We start from the raw sequence: 23912 nt of genomic DNA on the forward strand, positions 1-23912 counted from the left end.
GTAGCACCGGCACGCGCGCAGTTGTTTCACTTTGGCTTCAGGTTCGACAGGGAAGCTCTCGGCCCTGAACACCTTGCGCCATGCCTTGCTCCCGGCCACCCCATGCCCAACACCCAACACCTTCGCGTCGTACTCTTCGCCGCCTGCCTGTGGACTGCCGCAGCCGCCGGTACGGTACGGGCTGCCGCCGCAGAGATCGTCATCAAGCCAGCCCAGGTTCTCGCGCTCGGCCTGCAGACTCGACCCGTCGCGCCCGGCGCTGAGGCGACCGGCACCCGCCATGCGGCGACCGTGCTGGTACCGGCCAACCAGCAGCGGGTGGTGGCTTCACCGCTGCCGGCGCTCGTGGAAGCCTTGCGCGTGAGCGTCGGCGACACGGTTCGGGCCGGCCAGGTGATTGCCGTGCTGCGCAGCGCGCAGGCGCAGGAACTGCAACACGACGTGCACGTGGCGCGCAGCCACGCCACGATGGCCAGCGCCACGCTGGCACGCGACGAGCAGCTCTTCAAGGAAGGCCTGATCGCCTCGTCGCGCATCGAGGCGAGCCGTGCACAGGCCGGCCTGGCGACCGAGCAGCGCGAAGAGCGCGAACTGGCGCTGCGCCAGGCCGGTGGTTCGGCCGCCCGCGAAGGTGGCGGCATCACGCTGACCGCGCCGATCGATGGGGTCGTGCTCGAGCGCCAGGTCGTGGTCGGCCAGCGTGTCGACGCGGCCGCCGCCATCTACAGGCTGGCGGTGCTGACCCCGCTGTGGCTGGAGATGCAGGTTCCTGCGAGCGATGCCTCGTCGGTTCGCGTCGGCGATGTGGTTGCGGTGACGGGCAGCGAAGCCCGCGGCCGTGTCATCGCGATCGGGCACGCGGTCGACCCTGCCAGCCAGACCGTGCTGGTGCGCGCCGAACTGAGCGCTCCGCCGGCCAACCTGCGCCACGGCTTGGGGGTGGAAGTGCAACTCGGGCGTGTCGTTGCGGGCTTGGTGCGGGTGCCGTCGGCCGCGCTCGTCAACGACGCCGGCACGACCATCGTCTTCGTTGAAGCCGGGCCCGGCCGCTACCGCGCGATGCCCGTCACCGCCGTCACGAGCGCCGGTGGAGCGTCGTCGGTGCGTGGCCTGCCTGCAGACAGCAAGGTGGTGGTTCAGGGCATGGCTTCGCTGAAAGCCTTGCGCGCCGCGCAAACCCCGTGACCCACCGGAATACGACGCCGCCATGCTGTCTGCATTGATCTCATTCTCGCTGCGCCAGCGGGTGCTCGTGTTCATCGTCTCGGCCATGCTGGTGGCCGCGGGTGGCATGGCCTACCTCGGTGTGCCCATCGACGCTTTCCCCGATGTTTCCACCACCCAGGTCAAGCTGATCTTGAAAGCCCCGGGCATGACGCCCGAAGAGGTCGAGTCGCGCATCACCGTGCCGATCGAGCAGGAAGTGCTGGGCATCCCGAAGCAGAAGATGCTGCGCTCGACATCCAAGTACGCCTTGGCCGACATCACGCTCGACTTCGAAGACGGCACCGATGTGTTCTGGGCTCGGCAGCAGGTCAGCGAGCGTCTGGCCGGGGTGATGAAAGACCTGCCGCCGAACACCGCCGGCGGCCTGGCCCCGATCACCACGCCGCTGGGTGAGATGTTCATGTTCACCATGGAAGGGCCGCAGCCGCTCGAAGAGCGCCGCCGCGTGCTCGACTGGGTGGTGCGCCCGGCGCTGCGCACCTTGCCCGGCGTGGCCGACGTGAACAGTCTGGGCGGGCGTGTGCGCACCTTCGAGGTGGTGCCCGACCCGACGGCGCTGCTGGTTCGCGGCGTGACGCTCGCGCAGCTGGAAAGTGCTTTGATGGCCGGCAACCGCAACGACGGCGCAGGCCGGCTGGCCAGTGGTGAAGAAGCGTTGATCGTGCGCGCCGAAGGTGCGATCCACACGCTTGACGACGTGAGTGCAACGGTGCTGCGCTCGGCCGACGGCCGCGTGGTGCGCGTCGGCGACGTGGCCCAGGTGCGCTTCGGTGAGCTCACACGCTACGGCGCCGTCACGCGCGATGGCCAGGGTGAGGCGGTCGAAGGCCTTGTGCTCGGCTTGCGTGGCGCCAACGCGCGCGAAGTGGTGGCGCAGGTCAAGCAGCGGCTGGCCACGCTGGCGCCGAGCCTGCCCAAGGGCATGTCGGTCGTGCCTTTCTATGACCGCAGCAGCCTGGTCGACCGCGCGGTGAACACGGTCGGCCGCGCGCTGCTCGAAGCCGTGGGCCTGGTGCTGCTGCTGTTGTTGGCCTTTCTCGGCAACCTTCGCGCGGCGATCGTGGTGGCGCTGATCCTGCCGTTCTCGGCCCTGGGCACCTTCGTGCTGATGCGCCAGTTCGGCCTGTCGGCCAACCTGATGAGCCTGGGCGGCCTGGCCATCGCGATCGGCATGCTGGTGGACGGTGCGGTCGTGGTGGTCGAGAACGTCGAAACCGCACTCACCGGCTCGCTGGCCGAGCGGCAGTCGCCGCTGCACCTGGTCTACCGTGCCAGCCGCGAAGTGGCGGTGCCGGTGGCCGCTGGCATCGCGATCATCGTGATCGTGTTCCTGCCGCTGCTGAGCCTGGAAGGGCTGGAGGGAAAACTCTTCGCGCCGGTGGCGCTGACGATCGTGTTCGCGCTGACCGTGTCGCTGCTGCTATCTCTCACGCTCGTGCCGGTGCTGGCCTCGTGGCTGCTGAAGGTCGGGCCGGCCCACGAACCATGGCTGGTGCGCCGCTTCAACCGCTTCTATGCGGTGCTGCTGGCCTGGGCCATGCGCCACGAGCGCCTGATGATCGGCGGCGCGCTCGCGGCCCTGGTGGCCACCGGCGTGCTGTTCAGCGTGATCGGCAAGTCGTTCATGCCCACACTCGACGAAGGCGACATCATCATGCAGCTTGAGAAGCTGCCGTCGATCGGCCTGGACACCGCGGTCGCGCTCGACCTGCGGGTGCAGAAGGCGCTGCTCGCGCGCGTGCCCGAGGTGGCGAGTGTGGTGGCGCGCAGCGGTGCCGACGAACTCGGCCTCGACCCGATGGGTCTGAACCAGACCGACAGCTTTCTGGTGCTCAAGCCGCGCGACCAGTGGCGCAAGCCCGACAAGGAATGGCTCATCGGCGAACTCCGCGCGGTGCTGGAAGACTTTCCCGGCATCGACCCGAGTTTCACGCAACCGATCGACATGCGCGTATCGGAAATGCTGACCGGCGTGCGCGGCGACGTGGCGCTGAAAATCTACGGCACCGACCTGGCCGAACTGAACCGGCTGGCCACGAAGACCGAAGGCCTGATCGCTGCGATCAAAGGTGCGACCGACACGCTGACGGTGCGCAATGACGGGGTGCAGTACCTGCAGATCGACGTCGACCGCCTGGCGGCGGGCCGTTTCGGCCTGAACGCCGAGCAGGTTCAGGCCGACCTGCGGCGCTGGGTCGAGGGCCAGCCGATCGGTACTGTCCACGAGGCAGGTCGGCGCACGCCGCTGGTGATCCGTGGCAGCGAAGCGTTGCGCACGTCGGTGGCCGACTTCGAGGCGCTGCGCCTGATGGGTGCCGACGGGCAGTCGGTGCCGCTGCAGTCGGTCGCGAAGTTGCGGCGCGTGGACGGGCCGGTCAAGGTCGACCGCGAGCAGGCACAACGTTATGTCGTGGTGCAGACGAACGTGCGCGGGCGCGACCTGGTGGGCTTTGTCGAAGAAGCACAGCGGCTCGTCGCGGCGCAGCCGCCGCTTCCTTCCGGCTACTCGATGGCCTGGGGTGGGCAATTCGAGAACCAGCAACGGGCCGCGCGCCGCCTGGCGCTGGTGATCCCGGTCGCGCTGGCCCTGATCTTCTTCATCTTGTTCTCTACCTTCGGCTCGGTGCGCCAGGCCCTGCTGGTGCTCGGCAACGTGCCGCTGGCTCTGATCGGCGGGGTGGTCGCCTTGGCAGCGTCGGGCGAGTACCTGTCGGTGCCAGCCTCGGTCGGATTCATCGCCCTGCTCGGCATCGCGGTGCTCAACGGCGTCGTGATGGTGAGCTACTTCAATCAGCTGCTGGCCCAGGGCATGGCACTCGGTGCAGTCGTCGTCGAGGGTGCGCGCCGCCGGCTGCGCCCGGTGCTGATGACGGCCGCCATTTCGGGTGGCGGCCTGGTGCCGCTGCTGTTTGCGACCGGGCCGGGCTCGGAGATCCAGAAGCCGCTGGCGATCGTCGTGATCGGCGGGCTGGTCACCTCGACCCTGCTCACCTTGCTGCTGCTGCCGATGCTGTTCAAGCGCTTCGGCGTGGCAACGCCAACCCCTGTGTCGGAGATCGAACATGCATGAGTTCGAAAGAACCCCCTCGGCACTGGTGTGCCTGACGATCCTGATCCCCGCGGCGGTCGAAGACCGGGCGGTGGACTGGCTCTTGTCGCATGCCGACTGGCAGATCGAATTCAGCGTGCACCCGGTCGCGGCCCGCGGCCCGCTGGTACGCCTTGCGCTGAACGAGGAACGGGTGCGAGGCTTCGCCCACCGGGTCGAGCTGAAACTCATCGTCGCGCGCACCCGTCTCGATGCCTTGGTCGACGCGTTCGAATCCTTGCTCGCGGGTGTGGACGGTGGGTACTGGGTCTTGCCGGTGGAGCGCTTCTGCGCCTTCGGCCTCGTGGCCGTGAAAACGGAGTCGACCCGATGAATGGCTTGCGCAAGTGGTGCGTCGCCGCCGGCGTGCTGCCGGCATGTCTGTTGTGCGCTGTTCTCGCGGTCGCGGTCGCGGCCGAGCCGGGCTCGGACTGGCCGAGGTCGAGCAACACGGTCGACGTGCTGGCCCGCGCCCCGGCCTACCAGGCAGCCTGGCGTGTGGTCGACGCAGAGCAGTCGGTGCATCGACAGTACCTGCTCGGCCCGCACGAGTGGGCCGGAACCCTGAGCACGGCTCGCCGCAGCCAGAGCCAGCCGAGCCCGGAGCGCAGCACCGAATGGGAAGTCGGCCTCGAGCGCGCGCTGCGCCTGCCGGGCAAGTCTGAGGCGTTCGACCGCGCCGGGCAGGCACGTGTGGCGCAGGCGCGGGCGGCCGCGCACAAGGTCTGGCGCGATCAGGCCCGGCTGCTGCTCGAACGACAGGGCCTGTGGTTGCGCGAACGCGAATCAGCGCGGGTGTGGGCGCTGCAGGTGGGCTTATTCCAGCAGCAGCTCGAGACGGTCGCGAAGCGCCAGCGCCTGGGCGATGCCGCCCGCATCGAACAGGAACAGGCCGAAGCGGCTCTCGTGCAAGCGCAGGCCCAGGCCCAGGCGGCTTCGGGTCGTGCGGGCGCGGCGCGGACCGGCCTGGAGCGTCTTTTCCCGGGCATCGACCTGCCGCCCGACACGGAGCTGCCAGCACCACAGCGCCTGCAGCGCACCGATGCGCAATGGATCGCGGCCCAGCTCGAGGCCCACGCCGAGCTCGAGATGGCCCGCGCAGAAAGCGCTGCGGTCGAAACGCAAGCGACGCTCGATGCCGCCGAAACCCGCGCCGACCCGACGCTCGGCGTGCGCTACGGGCGGGCGCGAAACGGGGCCGAGAACGTCTTGGGTGTGGTGTTGAGCATCCCGTTCGGCGGCGACTACCGGGCGGCCGGCGCGGCGGCCACGGCATCCCGTTCCGCGGCCGCTGCGCTGCGCCAGGCCGACGCCGAGTGGCGCGCCCAGGCAGACGCTGCACAGCGTCTGCACGAGGCCCACACGGCCTATGCGTTCTGGCAGGCCAGTGCCGACGCTGCGCAGCGTCTGGCGCGTGCGGCCGACAAGTTGCAGCGGGGTTACCAGCTCGGCGCGGGCAGCCTCACAGACGTGTTGTCGGCAAGGCGTCTGGCGAACGAACAGCAACTGTCTGCAGCGGTGGGCGCGGTCGACGCGTGGCTATCGCAGCACAGGCTCGAGCTGGAGGCAGACCGGTTGTGGGCGGAACCATCGGTTCGCCATTGACAGGCAGGGGTGCTCATGCACGGTGTCTATCAGAGCTGGCCGTCGATGAAGGCCGTGAGCTGCGTTTTCGTGACGGCCCCGACCTTGGTTGCCTTCAGCTCGCCGCCCTTGAACAGCATGAGGGTGGGCACACCCCGCACACCGAGCTTGGCCGGGATCAAACGGTTCTCGTCGACGTTGATCTTGACGATCTTCAGCCGACCGCCATAAGCCTTTGAAGCCTCGTCGAGCAGCGGCGCGATCGCCTTGCACGGGCCACACCAGGTGGCCCAGCAGTCGACGAGCACCGGCTCATCCGACTGAATGACGTCGCTCTCGAACGAAGCGTCGCTGGTGTCTTGAATCAGGGCGGTGCTCATGCAGGTTCCTCATGGCCAATAAATGTGTGATGTGCACATTGTCAGCCTGACCCGGCTCGCCCGGAGCTTCATGATTGTTTCTGGATGTTGAGGCGGTGCTCTCAGGTCGTCAGCGCGTGCTGGCGAGCCAGCGCCACCAGCCGTTCCACGTCGCGGTCGCGAATGCCGCAGCCGCGCAGCGAGGTGGCGGTTTCCAGCAGGTAGTCGAGCGTGCTGCCGAAGCGGCCGTTGGCGCAACGCAGGATCTCGAGCATCTGCGGGTCGGCCAAGGTGCCGGTGTGGGCCGGGCTGTTGCGGCTGAGCGTGAACGCCAGCGCGTTGATGCGGCCTTGCGGCGTGCGGCAGGGCAGCCACTTCGGGTCGTAGACACCGGTCGGCATCTCGCGCAGCCAAAGGCGCTCGAGTTGCGCCCGCGCGTGCTGGCGCTCGACGCGATAGGCGACGCCGCGGCACGAGCCCCCCGAGACCAGCGCGAACACCAGCCCCGGGCATTCGGGTGTGCCGCGGTTGATGCGCGAGCGCATCTCGAGCGCGCGGTGCCAGCCGTGCACGGCGGCGGGGCGTTGCTCGGCAGCTTCGAACTCGGGGCGCCAGATCAGCGAGGCATAGCCGAACACCCACAGGTCGGTTTCACCGCCCCAGGTGTCGATGGCTTCGCGCAGCATGTGGTCGGTGTCGCGAACGCTCAGCGTCGAAAAATCTGCGCTCATGGCCTGACTCTAGAATGAAAAACCGAAGTCGAGGAATCTCGAATGAACGACCAGAACGACGAAGCGCAAAGTTATGCACTGATGGTGCTGGCCGGGCTGGTGGCCCTGGTGATCGCCGGCGTGCTGGCACTCGCCATTTCGAGCACGCAGCGTGCCAAGGCGGCGGCCAAGGGGGCAACGCCGGCCGTGGCCAGCGTCATGGCAGCACCCGACGCGCGGGTCTACTTCGAGACCGGCTCCGATGCATTGTCGGACGAAGCGCAGGCGGCTCTGGCCAGCGCCGCCGAAGCGGCCCGCGCCGACGGCAGCAAGAGCCTGCTGATCTCGGGCTTCCACGACGCCAGCGGCGACGCGGCCCAGAACGCCGAGCTGGCGAAGAAGCGGGCGATGGCGGTGCGCCATGCGCTCGAAGCCAACGGCGTCACGCCGGATCGCCTGGTGCTCGACAAACCCGCCCTGACGACCGGCGGTGCCGACGCGCGCGAAGCGCGCCGCGTCGACGTGCGCCTGCGCTGACCTTCAACGTTTCCTGACGGCCCGATTCCTGGCGTTGCCCAGTTGCGCTTGACAAGTCACTTGATGGTGACATACTGTAGTCACCATTTAGTGACAACAGGAGAAAGTCATGCAACGTCGATCCTTCATGCGTCTCGTGGGCGGGGGCACGGTGGCCGCGGCGACGCTGCCGCTGGTGGCTTGTTCGAGCGCGTTCCCGACCGAGGCGCTGACCGCCTGGCAAGGCCCCGGCAACGAGCCCGACCTGCGCCGCTGGGCTCTGGCCCACGCGATCCTCGCGCCGAGCCCGCACAACCGCCAGCCCTGGCTCGCCGACCTGCGCGAAGCGAACGCGGTGAGCCTGTTCGTGGACCGCACGCGCCTGCTGCCCGAGACCGACCCGTGGCACCGCCAGATCATGATCGGGCAGGGCACCTTCATCGAAGCGCTCGTGCTCGCCTTGCAGGCGCGCGGGCTGGCGCCGGTGGTGACGCTCTTCCCCGAAGGCGAGTTCAAGCCGCGCGAGCTCGACGACCGGCCGGTGGCGCGCGTGAGCTGGGCGCCTGTTGGCACAGCGCCGGCGCGTGACCCGCTGTTCACGCAGCTGCTGCGGCGCTGCACGGCGAAGGTCGACTACGACACCACGCGGCCGGTGCAGCCCGAGGCCCTCAACGCACTGAAGGCCGCGCTGACCGACCCGGACGTGCATTTCGACGCGAGCCTCGATGCAGCCCGCGTGGCCCGCCTGCGAACGCTGTGCTGGGAGTCGGCGCAGGTCGAACTGCTCACGCCGCGCACCATCATGGAAAGCCTGCGCCTCACCCGCGTGGGCCCGGGCGAGATCGCGCTGCACCGCGACGGCATCAGCATCAACACGCTCGTGCCACGCATCGCCAACGCCGTCGGCGCCTTCGACCGCGAGCATCCGCCCGAGCCCGGCAGCACGGCCTACAAGCAGATGATGAGCCGCTTCGAGGGGCACAGCCGCACGGCGATGGGCTTCGTGTGGCTGTCCACGCCCACGGAACGCCACGCGGTCAGCGGCAGCCTGCGCAGTGCCGAAGTGAACGCCGGTCGCGCCTACATGCGGCTGCAGCTCAAGGCCACCGAGCTTGGCCTGCAGATGCACCCGATGAGCCAGGCGCCACAAGAGTTCGCCGAGATGAAGACCCACTACGACGAACTGCACCGCCTGCTGCTCGGCAGAGCAGCGACGGAAGAAACGGTGCAGATGTTCTGCCGCATCGGCCACTGCGCGCCCACCCAACACCAGCCACGCCGCGGGGTCGACGCGATCCTGCGCACTTGACGCCGGCCGCGGGCGTGCAGAATGGGTCGATGACAGGCTCCCCAAAAGCAGACACCGCCTCGCGCCGCCCTGCCCTCCGTGCCGGCCGCGATCGCGCGGCCACCGAAAAACTGATCCTCGCCGCGGTGGGCGAGGTGCTCGCGCGTGACGGCTTCGCGGGCATCGGCGTCAATGCCATTGCCAAACACGCGGGCGTCGACAAGGTGCTGATCTACCGCTACTTCGGCGGCCTGCCGGAATTGCTGAAAGCCTGGGGCGACAGCGGGCGCTTCTGGCCCGACGTGGAAGACCTGCTCGGCCCCGAGCCGCACGAGTTCCTGGCGCTGCCGGCGGCCGAACGCTTCGCGCGCTTCTTCGAGCACTTCATCGACAGCTTGCGCGCGCGCCCGCTGACGCTCGAGATCCTGGCGGCCGAAGTGGCGGAGCGCAATGAACTGACCGCCATTCTCGAAGCCGAGCGCGAAGCCTGGGGCGCGGACGCAGCGCGGCTGCTTGGCGGCAAGGAGTTCGAGGCGCGGCCCGAACTGCAGGGCGTGGCCTTGCTGCTGATTGCCGGGGTGCAGTACCTGCTGCTGCGCAGCCGCAAGATCCGCATCTTCGGCGGGCTGAACATCCAGAGCGACGCCGGCTGGGACACGCTGAAGGCCTCGACCCGCGCGATGGCACTGGCCATGCTGGCGTGAACACCGACGCCGATTGATTTGACGATGTAACCAGGTTACGGAACAATCGACCCATCAGTTACGGAGCGAACCCGCCATGACCCAAGCCCTCGACGAAGTCACCCAGCGCATCCGCGAACGAAGTGCCAAGACGCGGGCCGCCTACCTGGCGCGTGTCGACGCCGCCGCGGGCCGCCCGCGCGGTTCCGACCGCATGGGTTGTGCCAACGTGGCGCACGCTTTCGCGGCCATGCCGGCGAACGACAAACTGCGCATCGTGGCCGAACGCGCGCCGCACCTCGGCGTGGTCACGGCCTACAACGACATGCTCTCGGCGCACCAGCCCTACGAAGGGTTCCCGGCCGTGATCCGCGACGAAGCGCATCGGCTCGGCGCCACCGTGCAGGTGGCCGGTGGCGTGCCGGCCATGTGCGACGGCGTGACGCAAGGTCTGCCCGGCATGGAGCTCAGCCTGTTCTCGCGCGACACGATCGCGATGAGCACGGCCGTGGCGCTGACGCACGACGTGTTCGACGGCGCCTTGCTGCTCGGCGTGTGCGACAAGATCGTGCCGGGGCTGCTGATCGGCGCGCTGCATTTCGGCCACTTGCCGTGTGTGTTCGTGCCGGCCGGGCCGATGAGCAGCGGCTTGTCGAACACCGCCAAGTCGAAAGTGCGCGAGCAGTTCGCGCAAGGCCTGGTCGGGCGCGACAAGCTGCTCGAAGCCGAGTCGGCCGCGTACCACGGCGCCGGCACCTGCACCTTCTACGGCACCGCCAACAGCAACCAGATGCTGCTCGAAGCGATGGGCCTGCACGTGCCGGGTGCGGCCTTCGTGCACCCGCACGCCGAGTTGCGCGAAGCGCTGACACGCGACGCCGTGCGAACGCTGCTCGGCATCACGAAACAAGCGCGCTTCACGCCGATCGGCCGCATGGTCGACGAGCGCGTGATCGTCAACGCGATGGTCGCGCTGCTCGCCACCGGCGGCTCGACCAACCACCTGATTCACTGGGTGGCGGTGGCGCGCTCGGCCGGCATATTGATCGACTGGACCGACTTTTCCGACCTGTCGCACGCCACGCCGTTGCTGACGCGTGTGTACCCGAACGGCACGGCCGACGTGAACCAGTTCCAGTCGGCCGGCGGCCCGGGTTTCGTGATCCGCGAGCTGCTCGACAGCGGCGCGATGCACGCCGACGTGACCACGGTCACCGCCGGCGGCATGCGCGACTACACGCAGTTGCCGGTGAAGGAGGGCGCGCAGCTGAGCTGGAGCGCATTGCCGAAGGACAGCGGCGACGACTCGGTCGTCCGCACGGCCGCTCAACCCTTCAGCCCCGAAGGCGGCCTGAAGCTCTTGACCGGCAACCTCGGCCGCGCCGTCATCAAGGTCTCGGCCGTGCCCGAAGACCGCCACGTCGTCGAAGCGCCGGCCATCGTGTTCGGAACGCAGGAAGAATTGCAGGCGGCCTTCAAGGCCGGTGAGCTGGAGCGCGACTTCATCGCGGTGGTGCGCTTCCAGGGCCCGCGTGCGAACGGCATGCCCGAACTGCACAAGCTGACGCCGCCGCTCGCGGTGCTGCAAGGCAAGGGCTTCAAGGTGGCGCTCGTGACCGACGGCCGCATGAGCGGCGCTTCTGGCAAGGTGCCCGCGGCCATCCACGTCAGCCCCGAAGTGCTGGCCGGCGGCCCGCTCGGCAAGGTGCGCAGCGGCGACGTGATCCGGCTCGACGCGGTGGCTGGCACGCTCACTGCATTGGTCGACGAGGCGACCTGGGCGAAGCGCGAGCACGTCGTGCTCTCGGACGAACAGGCCGAGGTCAACGCCCACGGCCTCGGCCGAGAACTTTTCGGCGGCATGCGCCGCAACGTGCTGACGGCCGAAGAAGGCGCCGTCACCTGGTTGTGAATTCCGGAGCAATGTGATGAACACACTCGAACTCGTGCAATACGGCCCGGTGATTCCGGTCATCGTGATCAACCGACTCGAAGACGCGGTGCCAATGGCGCAGGCGCTCGTCGACGGTGGTGTGCGTGTGCTCGAAGTGACGCTGCGCACGCCGATCGCGCTGAAGTGCATGGAAGCGATCGCACGTTCGGTGCCGGGCGCGATCCTCGGTGCCGGCACGGTGCGCAGCACGGCCGACGCGCAGGCCGCGAAAGACGTGGGCTGCAGCTTCGCGGTGAGCCCGGGTTACACCAGCGCCATCGGCAACGCCTGCCGCGAGATCGGCCTGCCGCTGTTGCCCGGCACCGCGACCGGCAGCGAAGTGATGCAGGCGAATGCCGACGGCTACTTCTTCCTGAAGTTCTTTCCCGCCATGCAGGCCGGCGGCATCCCGATGCTGAAGGCCCTGGCCGGGCCGTTCACCGACGTGGTGTTCTGCCCCACCGGCGGCATCACGCTGGAGACGGCGCCGCAGTTCCTCGCATTGCCGAACGTGAAGGTCTGCGGCGGTTCGTGGCTCACGCCCGCCGATGCGGTGGCGTCGAAAGACTGGGCGCGCATCACCAGGCTCGCGAAAGAGGCGAGCGCGCTGCGCGGTTGAGGCCGATCAGCCGGCGCGCAACGCGTCGGGCGAGTCCGCGGTTTCCTTGCGCTCGATCAGCTCGACCTTGTAGCCGTCGGGGTCGGTGATGAAGGCGATCACGGTGGTGCCGCCTTTCACCGGGCCGGCCTCGCGCGTGACGTTGCCACCGCCGTGGCGGATCTTCTCGCAGGCCGCATACGCGTCGGGCACCCCGATCGCGATGTGGCCGTAGGCGGTGCCGAGTTCGTACGACGAGACGCCGTGGTTGTAGGTCAACTCGATCTCGGCGTGTTCCGGGTTCTTGCCATAGCCGAGGAAGGCCAGGCTGTAGTTCTGCGACGGGTTCTCTGATTGGCGGATCAGCGTCATGCCCATCACCTTCGTGTAGAAGTCGATCGAGCGTTGCAGGTCGCCGACGCGCAGCATGGTGTGGAGCAGTCTCATGTCAGGTTCTTTCTGGCCTCATGGGGCATCGAAGATGAAACAGGTGGTCGATGCGTGAGCGTACAGCTTTCCGTCGGGGCCGACCAAACGGCCTTCGGCCGTGGCCATGCGCCCGCCGACGTGGATCACCGTGCCGATCGCGCGCACCAGCGGAACCTTCACTGTCACCGCACGCACAAAATTGACCTTCAGTTCGGCCGTCGTGTAGGCCTTGCCGGCGGGCAGCGTGGAATGCACCGCGCAGCCGACGCACGAGTCGAGCAGGGTTGCGATCCAGCCGCCGTGCACCGTGCCGATCGGGTTGTAGTGCTCGAGCTTGGGCCGGCCCTGGAACACCGCGCGGCCGTGCGTGACTTCGACCGGCAGGAACGACAGCGTGGTGCCGATCGCCGGCCCGGGCGCACCACCGGCGAAGAGCATCTCGAAGAATTCGAGGCCGGTCTTGCCCTGCACCTGCTCCGGCTTGGCCAGGCCGGGGCCGGCCATCGCCGCCCGGCGCCGCTGTTCGTCGGCTTCCCATTGCGCCAGCACCTCGGTGGCATCGGTCGTCGTGCTCATGCGTTTTCTCCTGAACATTGCAATTACAACAATTGTAGCTACAATCAATTTCATGTCCAGCCAAGCCGACCTCAAGACGCGCCGCGGCGACGTGCCTGCATTGCCTGTGCCGCGCGGCTGCACCAACCTGAAGCTGCGCCAGCTCGGCCGCCGCGTGAGCCAGCACTACGACCGCATCGTCGGCACCGTGGGCTTGAAGACGAGCCAGTATTCGCTGCTCTCGCACGTCGTCACGCTCGGCCCGATCCGCCCCGGTGATCTGGCGGCGCAGATGGAGATGGACGCTTCCACGCTCACGCGCAACCTGCAGCCGCTGGTGGCGCAGGGCTGGGTCGAAATCGGCCCCGGTGAAGACGGTCGCAGCCGGCTCGTCACCGCCACCGACGCCGGGCGCGACAAACGCGCCGAGGCGCAACGCGAATGGAAGCGCGCGCAACTCGCGCTGAACGGCAAGCTCGGCATCGAGCGCGTGGCGCAATTGCACGCGCAGATCGACGAATGCCTCGCTTTGATGAACCAGGAACCCGGAGACACCGATGAGTGACACCCCCACCACCTTGCGGCGCTACGGCGTCGGCCTGGTCTTGCTCGCCGCCGCCGGCACCTTCGCGGTGACGATGGGGGTTCGCCAATCGATGGGCTTGTTCCTGAACACCATGAACAGCTCGACCGGCCTCGGCCTCGCCAGCATCAGCCTGGCGTTCGCGTTCGGGCAACTCTGGTGGGGCCTCACACAGCCGTTCGCCGGCATGGTGGCCGACCGCATCGGCACGGCGCGCGTGGTGGTGACCGGCGTGGTGCTGATCGCGATCGGCACTGCGCTCACGCCCTACATGACGAGCACGCTCGGGCTGATCTTCTCGATCGGCGTGCTCGCCGCCGGCGGCGCCGGCATGGCCGGGCCTTCGGTGTTGATGGCGGCGACCACGCGCCTCATCCCGCCCGAGAAGCGTGGCATGGCGACCGGCATCGTCAACGCCGGCGGCTCGTTCGGGCAGTTCGTGTTCGTGCCGATCGCCGGTGCCATCACCGCGGCGGCCGGGTGGGTCGGCGCGCTGCAGGGCATGGCGTTGATCACGCTGCTGGCCTTGCCGGCGGCCTGGGTGCTGCGGGGCAATTCGGTTCAGGCCGCGGTGGCCGGCGCTGCGCCCGTCAAGTCGGAAACCACGAGACAAGCCGTGTCGCGAGCGCTGGCCACACCGAGCTTTCGCCTGCTCGCGGCTGGCTTCTTCGTCTGCGGCTTCCACGTCGCTTTCATCGCCACGCACCTGCCGGGCGTTGTGGCGGCCTGCCAGTTGCCGGCATCTGTCGGTGCATGGTCGCTGGCCGTCGTCGGCTTGTTCAACATCGTCGGCAGCTTCACGGTGGGCTGGGCTGTGGGCCGCTGGCGCATGAAGTCCTTGCTGTCGCTGATCTATGCCGCACGCGCACTGGCCGTCATCGTCTTCGTGCTGTCGCCGAAGACCGAGGCGGTGATGCTGGTCTTCGCCGCGGTGATCGGCCTGACCTACCTCTCGACCGTGCCGCCCACAGCGGGCCTGGTCGCCAAGATGTTCGGCACGGCGCACATGGCCACGCTGTTCGGCCTGGTGATGCTGTCGCACCAGCTCGGCGGCTTTCTCGGCGCCTACATGGGCGGCAAATCCTTCGAGTGGACCGGCGCCTACGACTGGATGTGGTACGCCGACATCGTGCTGGCCGTCGGCGCGGCGCTGATCCACCTGCCGATCAGGGAAGCGAAGCTCGCGCCGCGCGCGGTGCCTGCGTGAACGCCCCAGCGTGAACCGCCGTCAGGAACCTCGCGCCGTTTCCGGGCCGGGGACCACGTTGTCGCCGTAAGCCGTTTTCCACAGCGCAGCGAGCTTTTCGCTCGCATCGAGCCGTTCACCCGGCAGGCCGTCTTCGGCATGCCAGTTCGCCACGCGCGATTCGACGGCGTAGTGCGAGGTGGGCTTGAGTGCCGACGGGTCATCGAAGGCGCCGACCGTCAGGTCCATCGACGCCGAATGCGGGAACTCGAAGCTGAGTGGCGTGCCACAGTGGCCGCAAAAGCCGCGCCGCGCGATCTTCGACGACGCGTAATACGTGGGCGCGGCGGCCGTCCAGGTGACCTGGTCCTTGCGCAGGTTGATGAACGCCGCACGCGTGTTGCCCACGGCGAGCTGGCACATGCGGCAGTGGCAGTAGTAGCCCTCGCGTTGGTCGGGCCGCGCTTCGAAGCGCACGCGGCCGCACAGGCAGCCGCCGGTCAGTGCTGCGGTGTCGTTCATGGTGCCACCGTGTAGTTGAGGGCCAGCCGCCCGCCGTCCACGTAGACGACCTCGCCGGTCATGTAGCTGGCCGCACTGCTGACGAGAAAGGCGCACACGTCGGCGATCTCGCCCGGCTCGCCCAGGCGCTTCATCGGCGTGCGGCTGAGGATGCGCTGCTTCGCTTCTTCGCTGCCGAGCACGGCGTTCTTCGCGAGTTCGGTCGCGATCGTGCCCGGCCCGACCGCGTTGACGCGGATGCCGTGCTCGGCGAGCGCGAGCGCCATCACGCGCGTCAGCTGGTTCACGCCGCCCTTGCTGGCGTTGTAGCTGGCGATGCTCGGGATCGCCATCACCGCGTTGACCGAACTCATGTTGACGATGGCGCCGCCGCCGGTCTTGGCCATCTCGCGCGCCACTGCCTGGCCGACGAGGAAGGCGCCTTTGAGGTTCACGTCGATCACCGCGTCCCAGTCGGCTTCGGTGATGTCGAGAAAGTTCGCGGCCTTGAAGATGCCGGCGTTGTTCACGAGCGCGTCGATGCGGCCGAAGGCCTTCAGCGTGGCAGCGACGCAGGCCTCGACTTCGGCGCGCTTCGCCACGTTGCAATGCAGGTAGACCGCGCGCTGCCCACGCGCTGTGATCGCATCCGCCAGGGCTTGCCCGCGCGCATCGTCCACGTCCCACAACGCGACCGCGGCGCCGTCTTGCGCAAGCCGTTCGGCACACGCCGCGCCGATGCCTTGCGCCGCGCCGGTGACGATGGCGACCTGGCCTTCGAAATGAAATTGCACTGGGTTCATCGTGCTCTCCGGTTCAGCCACACGGCCATGCCCTGGGCGTTGAGTTCGAGGTCGAGTGCGAGCAGTTCGAGGATCTGCGCATCGGGCAAGGTGCAGCCGTGCGCGCGGAGGCTCGCGACATAGATCTCGCCGAAGCGCTGCGCCATGCGCGCATGGCGCTCGGCGTCGTTCGGCAGCGATCTGGCGAACGCCACCATCTGGTCCATCAGCCCGAGCATCAGCGTGCCGAGACGCTGCACGTCGCCCACTCGACCGTAGTGCGTGAGGTACAGGCACTCGGGCTCGAAGGCGAGCATGCGTTGCACCGAAGCGCGCATCGCTTCGGGCTCGAACTGGACCGGCGTGGAAGTCGGCATCAACCACGCGCCCCGGGCCGTGTCGAAGTCGCGGTACGACAGGCCGAAGGTGTCCCCGGTGAAGAAGCCGCGGCTGCGCTCGTCCCAGATGCAGTGGTGGTGGCGGGCATGGCCGGGCGTGTCGAGAAACTTCAGCGGCCGGCCCGCCAGCGCGAGCACGAAGCCGTCTTCGGTGCGAAGCACCCGTTCGGCGGCCACCGGCACGATGCGGCCGTAAGAGCGGGTCACCTCCGGCTCGCCGTACACGGCTCGGGCGCCGTTCGTCAGCCTTTCCGGGTCGATCATGTGGCGCGCGCCGTGCGGGTGCACCACGAGCCGGGCGTTCGGCAACTGCTGCATCAGCAGCCCGGCGCCGCCGGCGTGGTCGAGGTGCACGTGGGTCACGATGACGAAGTCGACGGCTTCAGGGGCGAGCCCCAGCGATGCCAGCGTCGCCATCAGCCGGGGCACCGCGTGGTTGGTGCCGGTGTCGACGAAAGCGGCGCGGCCGTTCTCATTGATCAGAAAGCTCGCGTCGAACAGCGGCCGGTGAAAGCCGGTGTCGATCACGTGGATTCCGTGGGCGATCGCTTGCACGAAGGGCAGGGTGGGCATGATTCGATTCTATGGAGTCGCGCTGAAACTCTTGCGGGTGGGTGGGGTCAGAATGCGCTGGCGAGCAATCTTCGGAGGTGAGCATGGTGTCGAATCTGGTTCCACGCGCGGCGCTGCTGTTCGCAGCACTGCTCGCCGGCTGCGCGGCGCTCGCGCCTGCGGCGGCGCCGCTGGGCACGCCGATCGCAGAAGTGCGGCGTGGCTCCTTCGGCCCGACCGGCGAATACCCGTTGCCCGGCGGCGGCACGCGGCTCGAGTTCGCGCAGGGTTCGTTCGGCAAGCAGACCTGGATGATGGACTTCGACGCCCAGGGCAAGCTGGTGGCCAAGGAACAGGTGCTCACCGAAGCCAACTTCGCGCGCATCGTGCCCGGCATGCAGGGTACCGAAGTGCAGATGCGCCTGGGCCGGCCGGCGCATGTGTTCTCGGTGCAGCGCCAGCACCTCCAGGTCTGGAACTACCGATACTTCGGCGGTGACTGCGTGTGGTTCCAGGTCTCGGTGAGTGACGCCGGGCCTGTGACGCAGGCAGGCATCGGCACCGACCCGGCCTGCGACGGGCCGAGCAACGCACGCGACTGAGACCACCCCATGACGATCAAGCTCTACGGCATCCCCAATTGCGACACGGTGAAGAAAGCGCGCGCCTGGCTGGCAGACAACAGCCGCGACGTTCAGTTCGTCGACTTCAAGAAGGGCGGCGTGCCGTCAGCGCGGCTCGACGCCTGGCTCGCCAGCGTGGGCTGGGAGACGCTGCTCAACCGCAAGGGCACCACTTGGCGCAAGCTCGGCGACGACGTGCGCGAAGCAGTGGTCGACTCGGCGAGTGCGCGCAACTTGATGCTCGAACAGCCGAGCGTGATCAAGCGGCCGGTCGTCGAATGGGCCGACGGTCGCACCACGGTCGGCTTCGACGTTGCCGCCTGGGCGAAACGCTGAAGCCCGCGCTCAGAGCCGCAGGTCGAAGCCCGCGCTCGCCACCACCTGCCCGTTGATTCGCAAGTCGACCGCGTGGTGCCCGGCGTGGTACACGCGGGTCGTGATCAGGCGCATCGAATGGCTCTTGCGCAGCGCGCGTTGCTCGTGCGCCGCGAGTTCGATCGTCCAGCCCTTGAACACCTTGTCGGTGGTGCCACCGTTGGCTTTCACGTGGTGAACGGCGTAGTCGATCACGAGCTTCTGCGCGCGGCTCGCGGTCGACGCGAGCGTCACGGCCAGTTCGAGGTTGCCGCCGACCGCCACCCGCTTCGGCGTGATCGAAAGCGCCGCAGTCCCGCGCAGTGGCTTGCCCAGGCCCCAGGCCTTCAGCACGCGCGCATCGCCCTTCTTCACGAGGGTGCGCGTGGCGTGCTTGAGCAGCGCGCGGCGTTCTGGCGAGGCATCGGCCAGGTGCTGTTCGAGCCACTCGGCGACAACGGCAGGGTGATCTTTTGCGATGTCGTTCAAGTGGTTCGCCACGCTGCGGCGCACGTAGTCGCTCGCATCGTCCTGCAGTGCCAGCAGCAGCGGCAAGGTCGGCGTCGGGTCCTTGATCAGACCCTTGAGCTGCAAACCCCAGGGCAGCCGCGGCCGGCTGCCCTCGCTGACCAGCCGGCGCACGTGTTCGCTCGGGTCGGTGGCCCATTGCGCCAGCGTGGCGAAGGTGAGTTCGGGGTGCTGCTCGATGAACGCGCGGATCGGCCATTCGGCGGTGAAACGTTGCGTCAAGGCGTGCAGCGCGGCGAGCGCGCGCTCGGGCGACTGCAGGCCGCGCCTCGACACGTATTCGCCCATCGGCCAGACTGCCCATCCTGCGAGTGCGCCATTACCTACCTGTGCCCAGCGCGGGTCGTTCTGCGCGCCGGGTGGGGCGAGCGTGGCTTCGAGCAAGGCAGCGGCCTCATCGAAGTCCTCGGGCAAGGTCGCTTCCAGCGCGGCGCTCACGTGGCGCGCGCGGGCCTTGAATTCGAGCGCGTCGAGACCGGTCTGCCCGAGCTTCAGGAAGCGTTTTCGGTCGAAGGCCGGCCAGGCTTTCTGCAGCGCTGTGCCGATCGCCTCGACCGTGCCCTGGTTGATCAGGTTCTTGAACGGCTCCATCGACCGATCAGGCCAACAACTGTCGCAGCACGAAGGGCAGGATGCCGCCGTGCTTGTAGTAGTCGACCTCGATCGGCGTGTCGATGCGCAGCGTCAGGTCGACCTTGCGTTTGGAACCGTCGGTGCCTGTGATCACGAGCTTCGCCTGCTGCTGCGGCTTGATCTCGGCCGCGAGCTCGATGTCGAAGGTCTCGTTGCCCTTGATGCCGAGCGACTCCCAGGAATCGCCGGGTTTGAACTGCAGCGGCAGCACGCCCATGCCGACCAGGTTGCTGCGGTGGATGCGCTCGAAGCTGCGTGCGACCACGGCCTTGATGCCCAGCAACTGCGTGCCCTTGGCGGCCCAGTCGCGGCTCGAGCCGGTGCCGTATTCCTCGCCACCGAAGATGACCGTGGGCGTGCCGGCGGCCATGTACTTCATGGCGGCGTCGTAGATGAACATCTTCTCGCCCGAGGGCTGGAACAGCGTCACGCCGCCTTCTTCGCGCGAGCCGTCGGCGCCGGCCGGAATCATCAGGTTCTTGATGCGCACGTTGGCGAAAGTGCCACGCACCATCACGTCGTGGTGGCCGCGGCGCGAGCCGTAGGAGTTGAAGTCGGCCTTCTGCACGCCGTGCGCTTTCAGCCAGGCGCCGGCGGGTGAAGCTTCCTTGATCGCGCCGGCCGGCGAGATGTGGTCGGTGGTGATCGAGTCGCCGAACAGCGCCATCGCGCGGGCGCCCGTCACGCCGGCCACCAGGGCGGCCGGTTTCATCGTGAAGCCGTCGAAGAACGGCGGCTCGGCGATGTAGGTCGAGCGAGGCCAGTCGTAGACCTGCCCCTTCACGCCCTTGATGTTCTTCCACAGCTTGCCGGGTTCGCTCGCGACCTTGTCGTAGTTCGCGCGGAAGGCCTTGCCGTTCATCGCGTACTTCATCAGTGCGTAGATCTCGTCGCTGGTCGGCCACACGTCGCCGAGGTACACGTCGCGCCCGCCCTTGCCTTTGCCGAGTGGCTCGCTCATCAGGTCCTTGTTGACGGTGCCGGCGATCGCGTAAGCCACGACCAGCGGCGGGCTGGCGAGGAAGTTGGCCTTCAGGTTCGGGTGGATGCGCGCTTCGAAGTTGCGGTTGCCCGAGAGCACGGCGGCGCAGATCAGGTCGTTCTTGGTGATGGCTTCGTTGAACTCGGGGCGCAGGTCGCCGGCGTTGCCGATGCAGGTGGTGCAGCCGTAGGCCGCCACGTTGAAGCCGAGCTTCTCGAGGTAGGGCAGCAGGCCGGCCTTTTCGAGGTATTCGGTGACGATGCGCGAGCCCGGTGCGAGCGAGGTCTTGATGTGCGGCGCGACCTTGAGGCCGGCCTCGACCGCCTTCTTCGCCAGCAGCCCGGCGGCGAGCAGCACGCTCGGGTTCGAGGTGTTGGTGCACGAGGTGATCGCGGCGATCAGCACGTCGCCGTTGCCGAGCGAGATGTCGCCGGCCTTCGGCGGAATGGGCGGCGCTTCGGAATGCGCTGCTTCGAGCGTCGGGTGGCCGCCCACCATCTCGACGACCTGGCGCGGGGCGCCCGGCGCGGCCGCAGGCACCGCGGCCGGCGCCTTGGCCACCGCGTCTTGCGCGCGCACCACATGGCGGGTGTGCAGATGCGCGGCCGGCAGGTTGAAGCCGTTCTCCGAAGGCGGCTTGCTGTAGAGCGACGCGAACTGCGTTTTCACGTGGCCGAGTTCGATGCGGTCTTGTGGCCGTTTCGGCCCGGCCAGGCTGGGCGCGACCGTGCCGAGGTCGAGCGACACGACCCGCGTGTACTGGATGTCGGCGAGCTGCTTCGAAGCACCCGCCGCCCCCGGCACGCCGAACATGCCCTGGGCGCGGAAGTAGGCCTCGAAGGCTTCGATCTCGGCGGTGGTGCGGCCGGTCCCCTTGAAGTAGGCGAGCGTCTTGTCGTCGACCGGAAAGAAGCCCATCGTGGCGCCGTATTCCGGTGCCATGTTGCCGATGGTCGCGCGGTCGGGCAGGGCCAGGCTGGCCGTGCCTTCGCCGAAGAACTCGACGAACTTGCCGACGACCTTTTCGCGCCGCAGGATCTCGGTGACGGTGAGCACCAGGTCGGTCGCCGTCACGCCTTCGCGCAACCGGCCGGTGAACTCGAAGCCGACCACGTCGGGCGTCAAGAAGTACACCGGCTGGCCGAGCATGCCGGCCTCGGCCTCGATGCCGCCCACGCCCCAGCCGACCACGCCGATGCCGTTGATCATGGTGGTGTGGCTGTCGGTGCCCACGAGCGAGTCGGGGTAGTAGGTCTTGTCCTTCGTCTTGTGCACGCCGCGCGCCAGGTACTCCAGGTTCACCTGGTGCACGATGCCGAAGCCGGGCGGTACCACGCCGAAGGTGTCGAAGGCCTGCATGCCCCACTTCATGAACTGGTAGCGCTCTTCGTTGCGCTTGAACTCGAGCTTCATGTTCAAGTCGAGCGAGTTCTTCGTGCCGTAGTGGTCGATCATCACCGAGTGGTCGACGACCAGGTCCACCGGCACCAGCGGCTCGATCGTCTTCGGGTCGCGGCCCATCGCCTTGGCCACGGTGCGCATCGCGGCCAGGTCGGCCAGCAGCGGTACGCCGGTGAAGTCTTGCAGCACCACCCGGGCGACGACGAACGGGATCTCGTTGACACGCTCCGCGTTCGGCTGCCAGTTGGCCAGCTCGGCCACGTGTTCTTTCGTGACCTTCTGGCCGTCGCAGTTGCGCAGCACGCTCTCGAGCACGATGCGCATCGAGACCGGCAGGCGGTTCACGTTCGGAAAGGCCTTGGCGAGCTCGGGCAGTGAATGGAAACGGCCTTTTTTGCCTGAGGCGGTCTCGAAACTCTTGAGGGTCTTCGCGAAAGCGTGGGCGGGCTGGCGGGCGTTCATGGTGTGGTCCTTTTCGAGCTTGGGCACAGCGAAAAGAACATTGTGTCAGCCCCGTGTGACAGCGCTGGCCAGCGGGTGATTCGGCCGACGGCAGCCTCAGCCTGAAGCGGCCACCAGAAAGCGTCGCAGCACCGCATTCAGCTCCTGTTCGTGAAAAGGCTTGGCCAGGTGGTCGTTCATGCCCGCGTCGATGCTGCGCTGGCGGTCGCTCTCGAGCGCGTTGGCGGTGAGGGCCACGATCGGTACGGGTCTCGCCGCACCAGCGCGCTCGGCCGCGCGGATGCGCGCCGTCGCCTCGAAGCCGTCGACCCCGGGCATCTGGCAATCCATCAGGATCAGCGCGTAGCGTGTGGCCGCAGCGCGCGCCACGGCCATCGCACCGTCGGCGACGACGTCGACCTCGAGGCCGGTGCGCAACAGCAGCGCTTCGGTGACGATGGCGTTGACGGGGTTGTCTTCGGCCACGAGCACGCGGCCGCTGAGGATCAACTGCGTCTCGGGCACGGCCGGCACCTGCACCACGGGCGCGCCCGGCGGCAGCGGCACGTCGAGCACGAAGCGCGCGCCACCCGTCGGCGCTGCGGTGCAAACCAACTCGCCGCCGAGCGCGCGGGCGAGCTCGCGCGAGATCGTCAGCCCCAGGCCCGTGCCACCATGTTTGCGGCCGAACGACCCGTCGGTCTGGTGAAAGGCGTCGAAGATCAGCTCGTGCTGGTCGGCGGCGATGCCGGGGCCGGTGTCGGTCACTTCGATCTGGGTGGCGCCGGCCGGTGCGCGCTGCACGCTCAGCCGCACCTGGCCGGTGTCGGTGAACTTGACGGCGTTGCCGGTCAGATTCAGCAAGACCTGGCGCAGGCGGGCCGGGTCGGAATGCACCCAGCAGGGCGACGGCACACCGAGGTCGAGCACCAGGGTGAGGCCTTTCTCGGCCGCCGAAATGCGCGCCAGGTCGGCGACCGATTCGACGAGCGCGGCGAGATCGAAGTCGACGGGTTCCACGCGCAGATGGCCACCTTCGATGCGCGAATAGTCGAGCACATCGTTGATCAGGCCGAGCAGGTGCTCGCCGGTGCGCTCGATCATCTGGAGCCGCTGCGTGCGATCGCGCGCCGGGCTGTCGGCGGGGGCCGACCGGAGCAGGCGCGTCACACCGAGAATGCCGTGCAGCGGCGTGCGCATCTCGTGGCTCATGGTGGCGAGAAACTGGCTCTTCACAGCGCTGCTGCGCTGTGCTTGGTCAAGTGCCTGCAGACGCTGCAATGCGAGCTCGTCCATGCGAAAGCGCAGTCTCAACATCGCCAGCGTGTGTTCCGAGGCACGCCGGCCCTCCGACGCGATCAGGCCCAGAAACACGAGCATGCCCAGCCCCGCAAAGGTCGAGAGGCGGTTGCCCTGGGCGAGTTCGACCGCGATCGTCGGCAGCAACAGCGGCAACACGAAAGCAAGCGTGGATCGGAATTTGGTGGACAGCACGACCATGGCGACCGAGGCCACGGCCACCAGCGACGCGAGCAGGATGGCGGCGGTCGCCGGTTCGTGGCGCGGCAGCAGCACGGTGCCGAGCAGGCCATAGACCAGACCCGCACCGAACAGCGCAAAGTCGTAGTGGTTGCCCCAGACCGTGGCGTCGGTGTGTGCGTCGCGCACGAAACGCTGATGCACCGCTTCGCGCCACGCCGCCGCGAACACCAGCAGCGCGAACCAGCCCAGCAGGAGGCGGTGGTCCACCGTGAGCCACAGCAACCAGCACACCAGAGCGCCGACCACCGGGGCCATGCGGTTGGAGACGAGCGCGCGGCCGAACACCAGGCTGGCCTGCGCGGTGCGGGCCTGGCGCTCGACGTCGGCCGAGTACTGTGTTTCGGGGGAGATTTCCGGCGCCACGCGCGGGGGCGAGGCGTCGGTTCTTGGCGCGGTCATGGCAAGGGCGAGTCGGACGGTATCAACGTCGATATCG

23 protein-coding genes are annotated in these 23912 nt (G+C 68.2%); 13 read left to right on the top strand and 10 right to left on the bottom strand.

Annotated elements, in window-relative coordinates; translation table 11 throughout:
* The first annotated feature begins 102 nt into the window (after positions 1–102).
* The 4 genes from AC30PD_RS16600 to AC30PD_RS16615 are packed head-to-tail and all read left to right on the top strand — an operon-like array spanning position 103 to position 5920.
* Positions 103–1185 carry an efflux RND transporter periplasmic adaptor subunit gene (locus AC30PD_RS16600; protein WP_489536774.1) on the top strand — a complete coding sequence of 361 codons (1083 nt, stop codon included), beginning with the start codon at positions 103–105 and terminating at the stop codon, positions 1183–1185.
* 22 nt (positions 1186–1207) lie between these two features.
* On the top strand, positions 1208–4297 hold the full coding sequence (locus AC30PD_RS16605) for an efflux RND transporter permease subunit (RefSeq protein WP_489536775.1): 3090 nt from the start codon (positions 1208–1210) through the stop codon (positions 4295–4297).
* A complete protein-coding gene (locus AC30PD_RS16610; protein WP_489536776.1) occupies positions 4290–4649 on the top strand; it encodes a DUF3240 family protein in 360 nt (119 codons plus the stop codon). Before AC30PD_RS16605 ends, AC30PD_RS16610 begins: the two co-directional genes overlap by 8 nt.
* On the top strand, positions 4646–5920 hold the full coding sequence (locus AC30PD_RS16615; protein WP_489536777.1) for a TolC family protein: 1275 nt from the start codon (positions 4646–4648) through the stop codon (positions 5918–5920). Before AC30PD_RS16610 ends, AC30PD_RS16615 begins: the two co-directional genes overlap by 4 nt.
* Before the next feature lie 29 nt (positions 5921–5949).
* Here the strand turns inward: AC30PD_RS16615 and trxA are convergent, their stop codons facing one another.
* Complete coding sequence (gene trxA, locus AC30PD_RS16620) at positions 5950–6279, bottom strand: thioredoxin (protein WP_489536778.1); 330 nt, start codon at positions 6277–6279, stop codon at positions 5950–5952.
* Between the two features lie 101 nt (positions 6280–6380).
* On the bottom strand, positions 6381–6989 hold the full coding sequence (locus AC30PD_RS16625; protein WP_489536779.1) for a gamma-glutamylcyclotransferase: 609 nt from the start codon (positions 6987–6989) through the stop codon (positions 6381–6383).
* Between the two features lie 42 nt (positions 6990–7031).
* On the opposite strand from AC30PD_RS16625, the gene AC30PD_RS16630 reads away from it, so the two are divergent.
* The 5 genes from AC30PD_RS16630 to eda all read left to right on the top strand — a co-directional run bounded on the left by AC30PD_RS16630 (position 7032) and on the right by eda (position 12007).
* A complete protein-coding gene (locus tag AC30PD_RS16630) occupies positions 7032–7505 on the top strand; it encodes an OmpA family protein (RefSeq protein ID WP_489536780.1) in 474 nt (157 codons plus the stop codon).
* 109 nt (positions 7506–7614) lie between these two features.
* A complete protein-coding gene (locus AC30PD_RS16635) occupies positions 7615–8793 on the top strand; it encodes an Acg family FMN-binding oxidoreductase (RefSeq protein ID WP_489536781.1) in 1179 nt (392 codons plus the stop codon).
* Between the two features lie 29 nt (positions 8794–8822).
* Complete coding sequence (locus AC30PD_RS16640) at positions 8823–9476, top strand: TetR/AcrR family transcriptional regulator (protein ID WP_489536782.1); 654 nt, start codon at positions 8823–8825, stop codon at positions 9474–9476.
* Between the two features lie 76 nt (positions 9477–9552).
* Positions 9553–11367, top strand: a complete 1815-nt coding sequence (gene edd, locus AC30PD_RS16645; RefSeq protein ID WP_489536783.1) for a phosphogluconate dehydratase — start codon at positions 9553–9555, stop codon at positions 11365–11367.
* Between the two features lie 16 nt (positions 11368–11383).
* The gene (gene eda, locus AC30PD_RS16650; protein WP_489536784.1) at positions 11384–12007 is read left to right on the top strand and encodes a bifunctional 4-hydroxy-2-oxoglutarate aldolase/2-dehydro-3-deoxy-phosphogluconate aldolase; all 624 of its coding nucleotides are present in this window, start codon (positions 11384–11386) and stop codon (positions 12005–12007) included.
* A gap of 6 nt (positions 12008–12013) precedes the next feature.
* Here eda and gloA read toward each other — a convergent pair whose 3' ends face one another.
* Positions 12014–12433: a lactoylglutathione lyase gene (gloA, locus tag AC30PD_RS16655; protein WP_489536785.1), complete on the bottom strand. Its 420-nt coding sequence runs from the start codon at positions 12431–12433 to the stop codon at positions 12014–12016.
* 18 nt (positions 12434–12451) lie between these two features.
* A complete protein-coding gene (locus tag AC30PD_RS16660; RefSeq protein WP_489536786.1) occupies positions 12452–12991 on the bottom strand; it encodes a PaaI family thioesterase in 540 nt (179 codons plus the stop codon).
* A gap of 52 nt (positions 12992–13043) precedes the next feature.
* Here AC30PD_RS16660 and AC30PD_RS16665 point away from each other — a divergent pair, with 52 nt between their 5' ends.
* Both AC30PD_RS16665 and AC30PD_RS16670 read left to right on the top strand, forming a co-directional pair.
* Positions 13044–13535 carry a MarR family winged helix-turn-helix transcriptional regulator gene (locus AC30PD_RS16665; protein WP_489536787.1) on the top strand — a complete coding sequence of 164 codons (492 nt, stop codon included), beginning with the start codon at positions 13044–13046 and terminating at the stop codon, positions 13533–13535.
* Positions 13528–14760: an MFS transporter gene (locus AC30PD_RS16670; RefSeq protein WP_489536788.1), complete on the top strand. Its 1233-nt coding sequence runs from the start codon at positions 13528–13530 to the stop codon at positions 14758–14760. Before AC30PD_RS16665 ends, AC30PD_RS16670 begins: the two co-directional genes overlap by 8 nt.
* A gap of 21 nt (positions 14761–14781) precedes the next feature.
* Here the strand turns inward: AC30PD_RS16670 and AC30PD_RS16675 are convergent, their stop codons facing one another.
* From AC30PD_RS16675 to AC30PD_RS16685, 3 genes are read right to left on the bottom strand one after another with little or no spacing between them, the layout of a single operon-like run.
* A complete protein-coding gene (locus AC30PD_RS16675; protein ID WP_489536789.1) occupies positions 14782–15261 on the bottom strand; it encodes a GFA family protein in 480 nt (159 codons plus the stop codon).
* A complete protein-coding gene (locus AC30PD_RS16680; protein WP_489536790.1) occupies positions 15258–16043 on the bottom strand; it encodes an SDR family NAD(P)-dependent oxidoreductase in 786 nt (261 codons plus the stop codon). The genes AC30PD_RS16675 and AC30PD_RS16680 overlap by 4 nt, the downstream gene beginning before the upstream one ends.
* The gene (locus AC30PD_RS16685) at positions 16040–16993 is read right to left on the bottom strand and encodes an MBL fold metallo-hydrolase (protein ID WP_489536791.1); all 954 of its coding nucleotides are present in this window, start codon (positions 16991–16993) and stop codon (positions 16040–16042) included. Before AC30PD_RS16685 ends, AC30PD_RS16680 begins: the two co-directional genes overlap by 4 nt.
* Positions 16994–17076: 83 nt before the next feature.
* Between AC30PD_RS16685 and AC30PD_RS16690 the strand changes: the two genes are divergently transcribed.
* Complete coding sequence (locus AC30PD_RS16690; protein ID WP_489536792.1) at positions 17077–17574, top strand: hypothetical protein; 498 nt, start codon at positions 17077–17079, stop codon at positions 17572–17574.
* Between the two features lie 9 nt (positions 17575–17583).
* Positions 17584–17931, top strand: coding sequence for an ArsC family reductase (locus tag AC30PD_RS16695; RefSeq protein ID WP_489536793.1), 348 nt, complete (start codon positions 17584–17586; stop codon positions 17929–17931).
* A gap of 9 nt (positions 17932–17940) precedes the next feature.
* Here AC30PD_RS16695 and AC30PD_RS16700 read toward each other — a convergent pair whose 3' ends face one another.
* From AC30PD_RS16700 to AC30PD_RS16710, 3 genes are all read right to left on the bottom strand, one after another.
* Entirely contained in the window at positions 17941–19068 is a 1128-nt protein-coding gene (locus tag AC30PD_RS16700) for a DNA alkylation repair protein (RefSeq protein ID WP_489536794.1), read from the bottom strand.
* Positions 19069–19075: 7 nt separating this feature from the next.
* The gene (locus AC30PD_RS16705; RefSeq protein ID WP_489536795.1) at positions 19076–21955 is read right to left on the bottom strand and encodes an aconitate hydratase; all 2880 of its coding nucleotides are present in this window, start codon (positions 21953–21955) and stop codon (positions 19076–19078) included.
* A gap of 96 nt (positions 21956–22051) precedes the next feature.
* On the bottom strand, positions 22052–23875 hold the full coding sequence (locus tag AC30PD_RS16710; protein WP_489536796.1) for an ATP-binding protein: 1824 nt from the start codon (positions 23873–23875) through the stop codon (positions 22052–22054).
* Positions 23876–23912: the final 37 nt, after the last annotated feature.

Source organism: Rhizobacter sp., from assembly GCF_032229685.1.
GTDB lineage: Bacteria > Pseudomonadota > Gammaproteobacteria > Burkholderiales > Burkholderiaceae_C > LMDS01.

Bases quoted from the DNA above. Each gene is read 5' to 3' on its own strand.
- AC30PD_RS16680 (WP_489536790.1), bottom strand. From the start codon at position 16,043: ATGAACCCAGTGCAATTTCATTTCGAAGGCCAGGTCGCCATCGTCACC.
- edd (WP_489536783.1), top strand. From the start codon at position 9,553: ATGACCCAAGCCCTCGACGAAGTCACCCAGCGCATCCGCGAACGAAGT.
- AC30PD_RS16610 (WP_489536776.1), top strand. From the start codon at position 4,290: ATGCATGAGTTCGAAAGAACCCCCTCGGCACTGGTGTGCCTGACGATC.
- AC30PD_RS16615 (WP_489536777.1), top strand. From the start codon at position 4,646: ATGAATGGCTTGCGCAAGTGGTGCGTCGCCGCCGGCGTGCTGCCGGCA.
- trxA (WP_489536778.1), bottom strand. From the start codon at position 6,279: ATGAGCACCGCCCTGATTCAAGACACCAGCGACGCTTCGTTCGAGAGC.
- AC30PD_RS16710 (WP_489536796.1), bottom strand. From the start codon at position 23,875: ATGACCGCGCCAAGAACCGACGCCTCGCCCCCGCGCGTGGCGCCGGAA.
- eda (WP_489536784.1), top strand. From the start codon at position 11,384: ATGAACACACTCGAACTCGTGCAATACGGCCCGGTGATTCCGGTCATC.
- AC30PD_RS16630 (WP_489536780.1), top strand. From the start codon at position 7,032: ATGAACGACCAGAACGACGAAGCGCAAAGTTATGCACTGATGGTGCTG.
- gloA (WP_489536785.1), bottom strand. From the start codon at position 12,433: ATGAGACTGCTCCACACCATGCTGCGCGTCGGCGACCTGCAACGCTCG.
- AC30PD_RS16695 (WP_489536793.1), top strand. From the start codon at position 17,584: ATGACGATCAAGCTCTACGGCATCCCCAATTGCGACACGGTGAAGAAA.
- AC30PD_RS16625 (WP_489536779.1), bottom strand. From the start codon at position 6,989: ATGAGCGCAGATTTTTCGACGCTGAGCGTTCGCGACACCGACCACATG.
- AC30PD_RS16660 (WP_489536786.1), bottom strand. From the start codon at position 12,991: ATGAGCACGACGACCGATGCCACCGAGGTGCTGGCGCAATGGGAAGCC.
- AC30PD_RS16700 (WP_489536794.1), bottom strand. From the start codon at position 19,068: ATGGAGCCGTTCAAGAACCTGATCAACCAGGGCACGGTCGAGGCGATC.
- AC30PD_RS16635 (WP_489536781.1), top strand. From the start codon at position 7,615: ATGCAACGTCGATCCTTCATGCGTCTCGTGGGCGGGGGCACGGTGGCC.
- AC30PD_RS16675 (WP_489536789.1), bottom strand. From the start codon at position 15,261: ATGAACGACACCGCAGCACTGACCGGCGGCTGCCTGTGCGGCCGCGTG.
- AC30PD_RS16665 (WP_489536787.1), top strand. From the start codon at position 13,044: ATGTCCAGCCAAGCCGACCTCAAGACGCGCCGCGGCGACGTGCCTGCA.
- AC30PD_RS16670 (WP_489536788.1), top strand. From the start codon at position 13,528: ATGAGTGACACCCCCACCACCTTGCGGCGCTACGGCGTCGGCCTGGTC.
- AC30PD_RS16705 (WP_489536795.1), bottom strand. From the start codon at position 21,955: ATGAACGCCCGCCAGCCCGCCCACGCTTTCGCGAAGACCCTCAAGAGT.
- AC30PD_RS16600 (WP_489536774.1), top strand. From the start codon at position 103: ATGCCCAACACCCAACACCTTCGCGTCGTACTCTTCGCCGCCTGCCTG.
- AC30PD_RS16690 (WP_489536792.1), top strand. From the start codon at position 17,077: ATGGTGTCGAATCTGGTTCCACGCGCGGCGCTGCTGTTCGCAGCACTG.
- AC30PD_RS16605 (WP_489536775.1), top strand. From the start codon at position 1,208: ATGCTGTCTGCATTGATCTCATTCTCGCTGCGCCAGCGGGTGCTCGTG.
- AC30PD_RS16640 (WP_489536782.1), top strand. From the start codon at position 8,823: ATGACAGGCTCCCCAAAAGCAGACACCGCCTCGCGCCGCCCTGCCCTC.
- AC30PD_RS16685 (WP_489536791.1), bottom strand. From the start codon at position 16,993: ATGCCCACCCTGCCCTTCGTGCAAGCGATCGCCCACGGAATCCACGTG.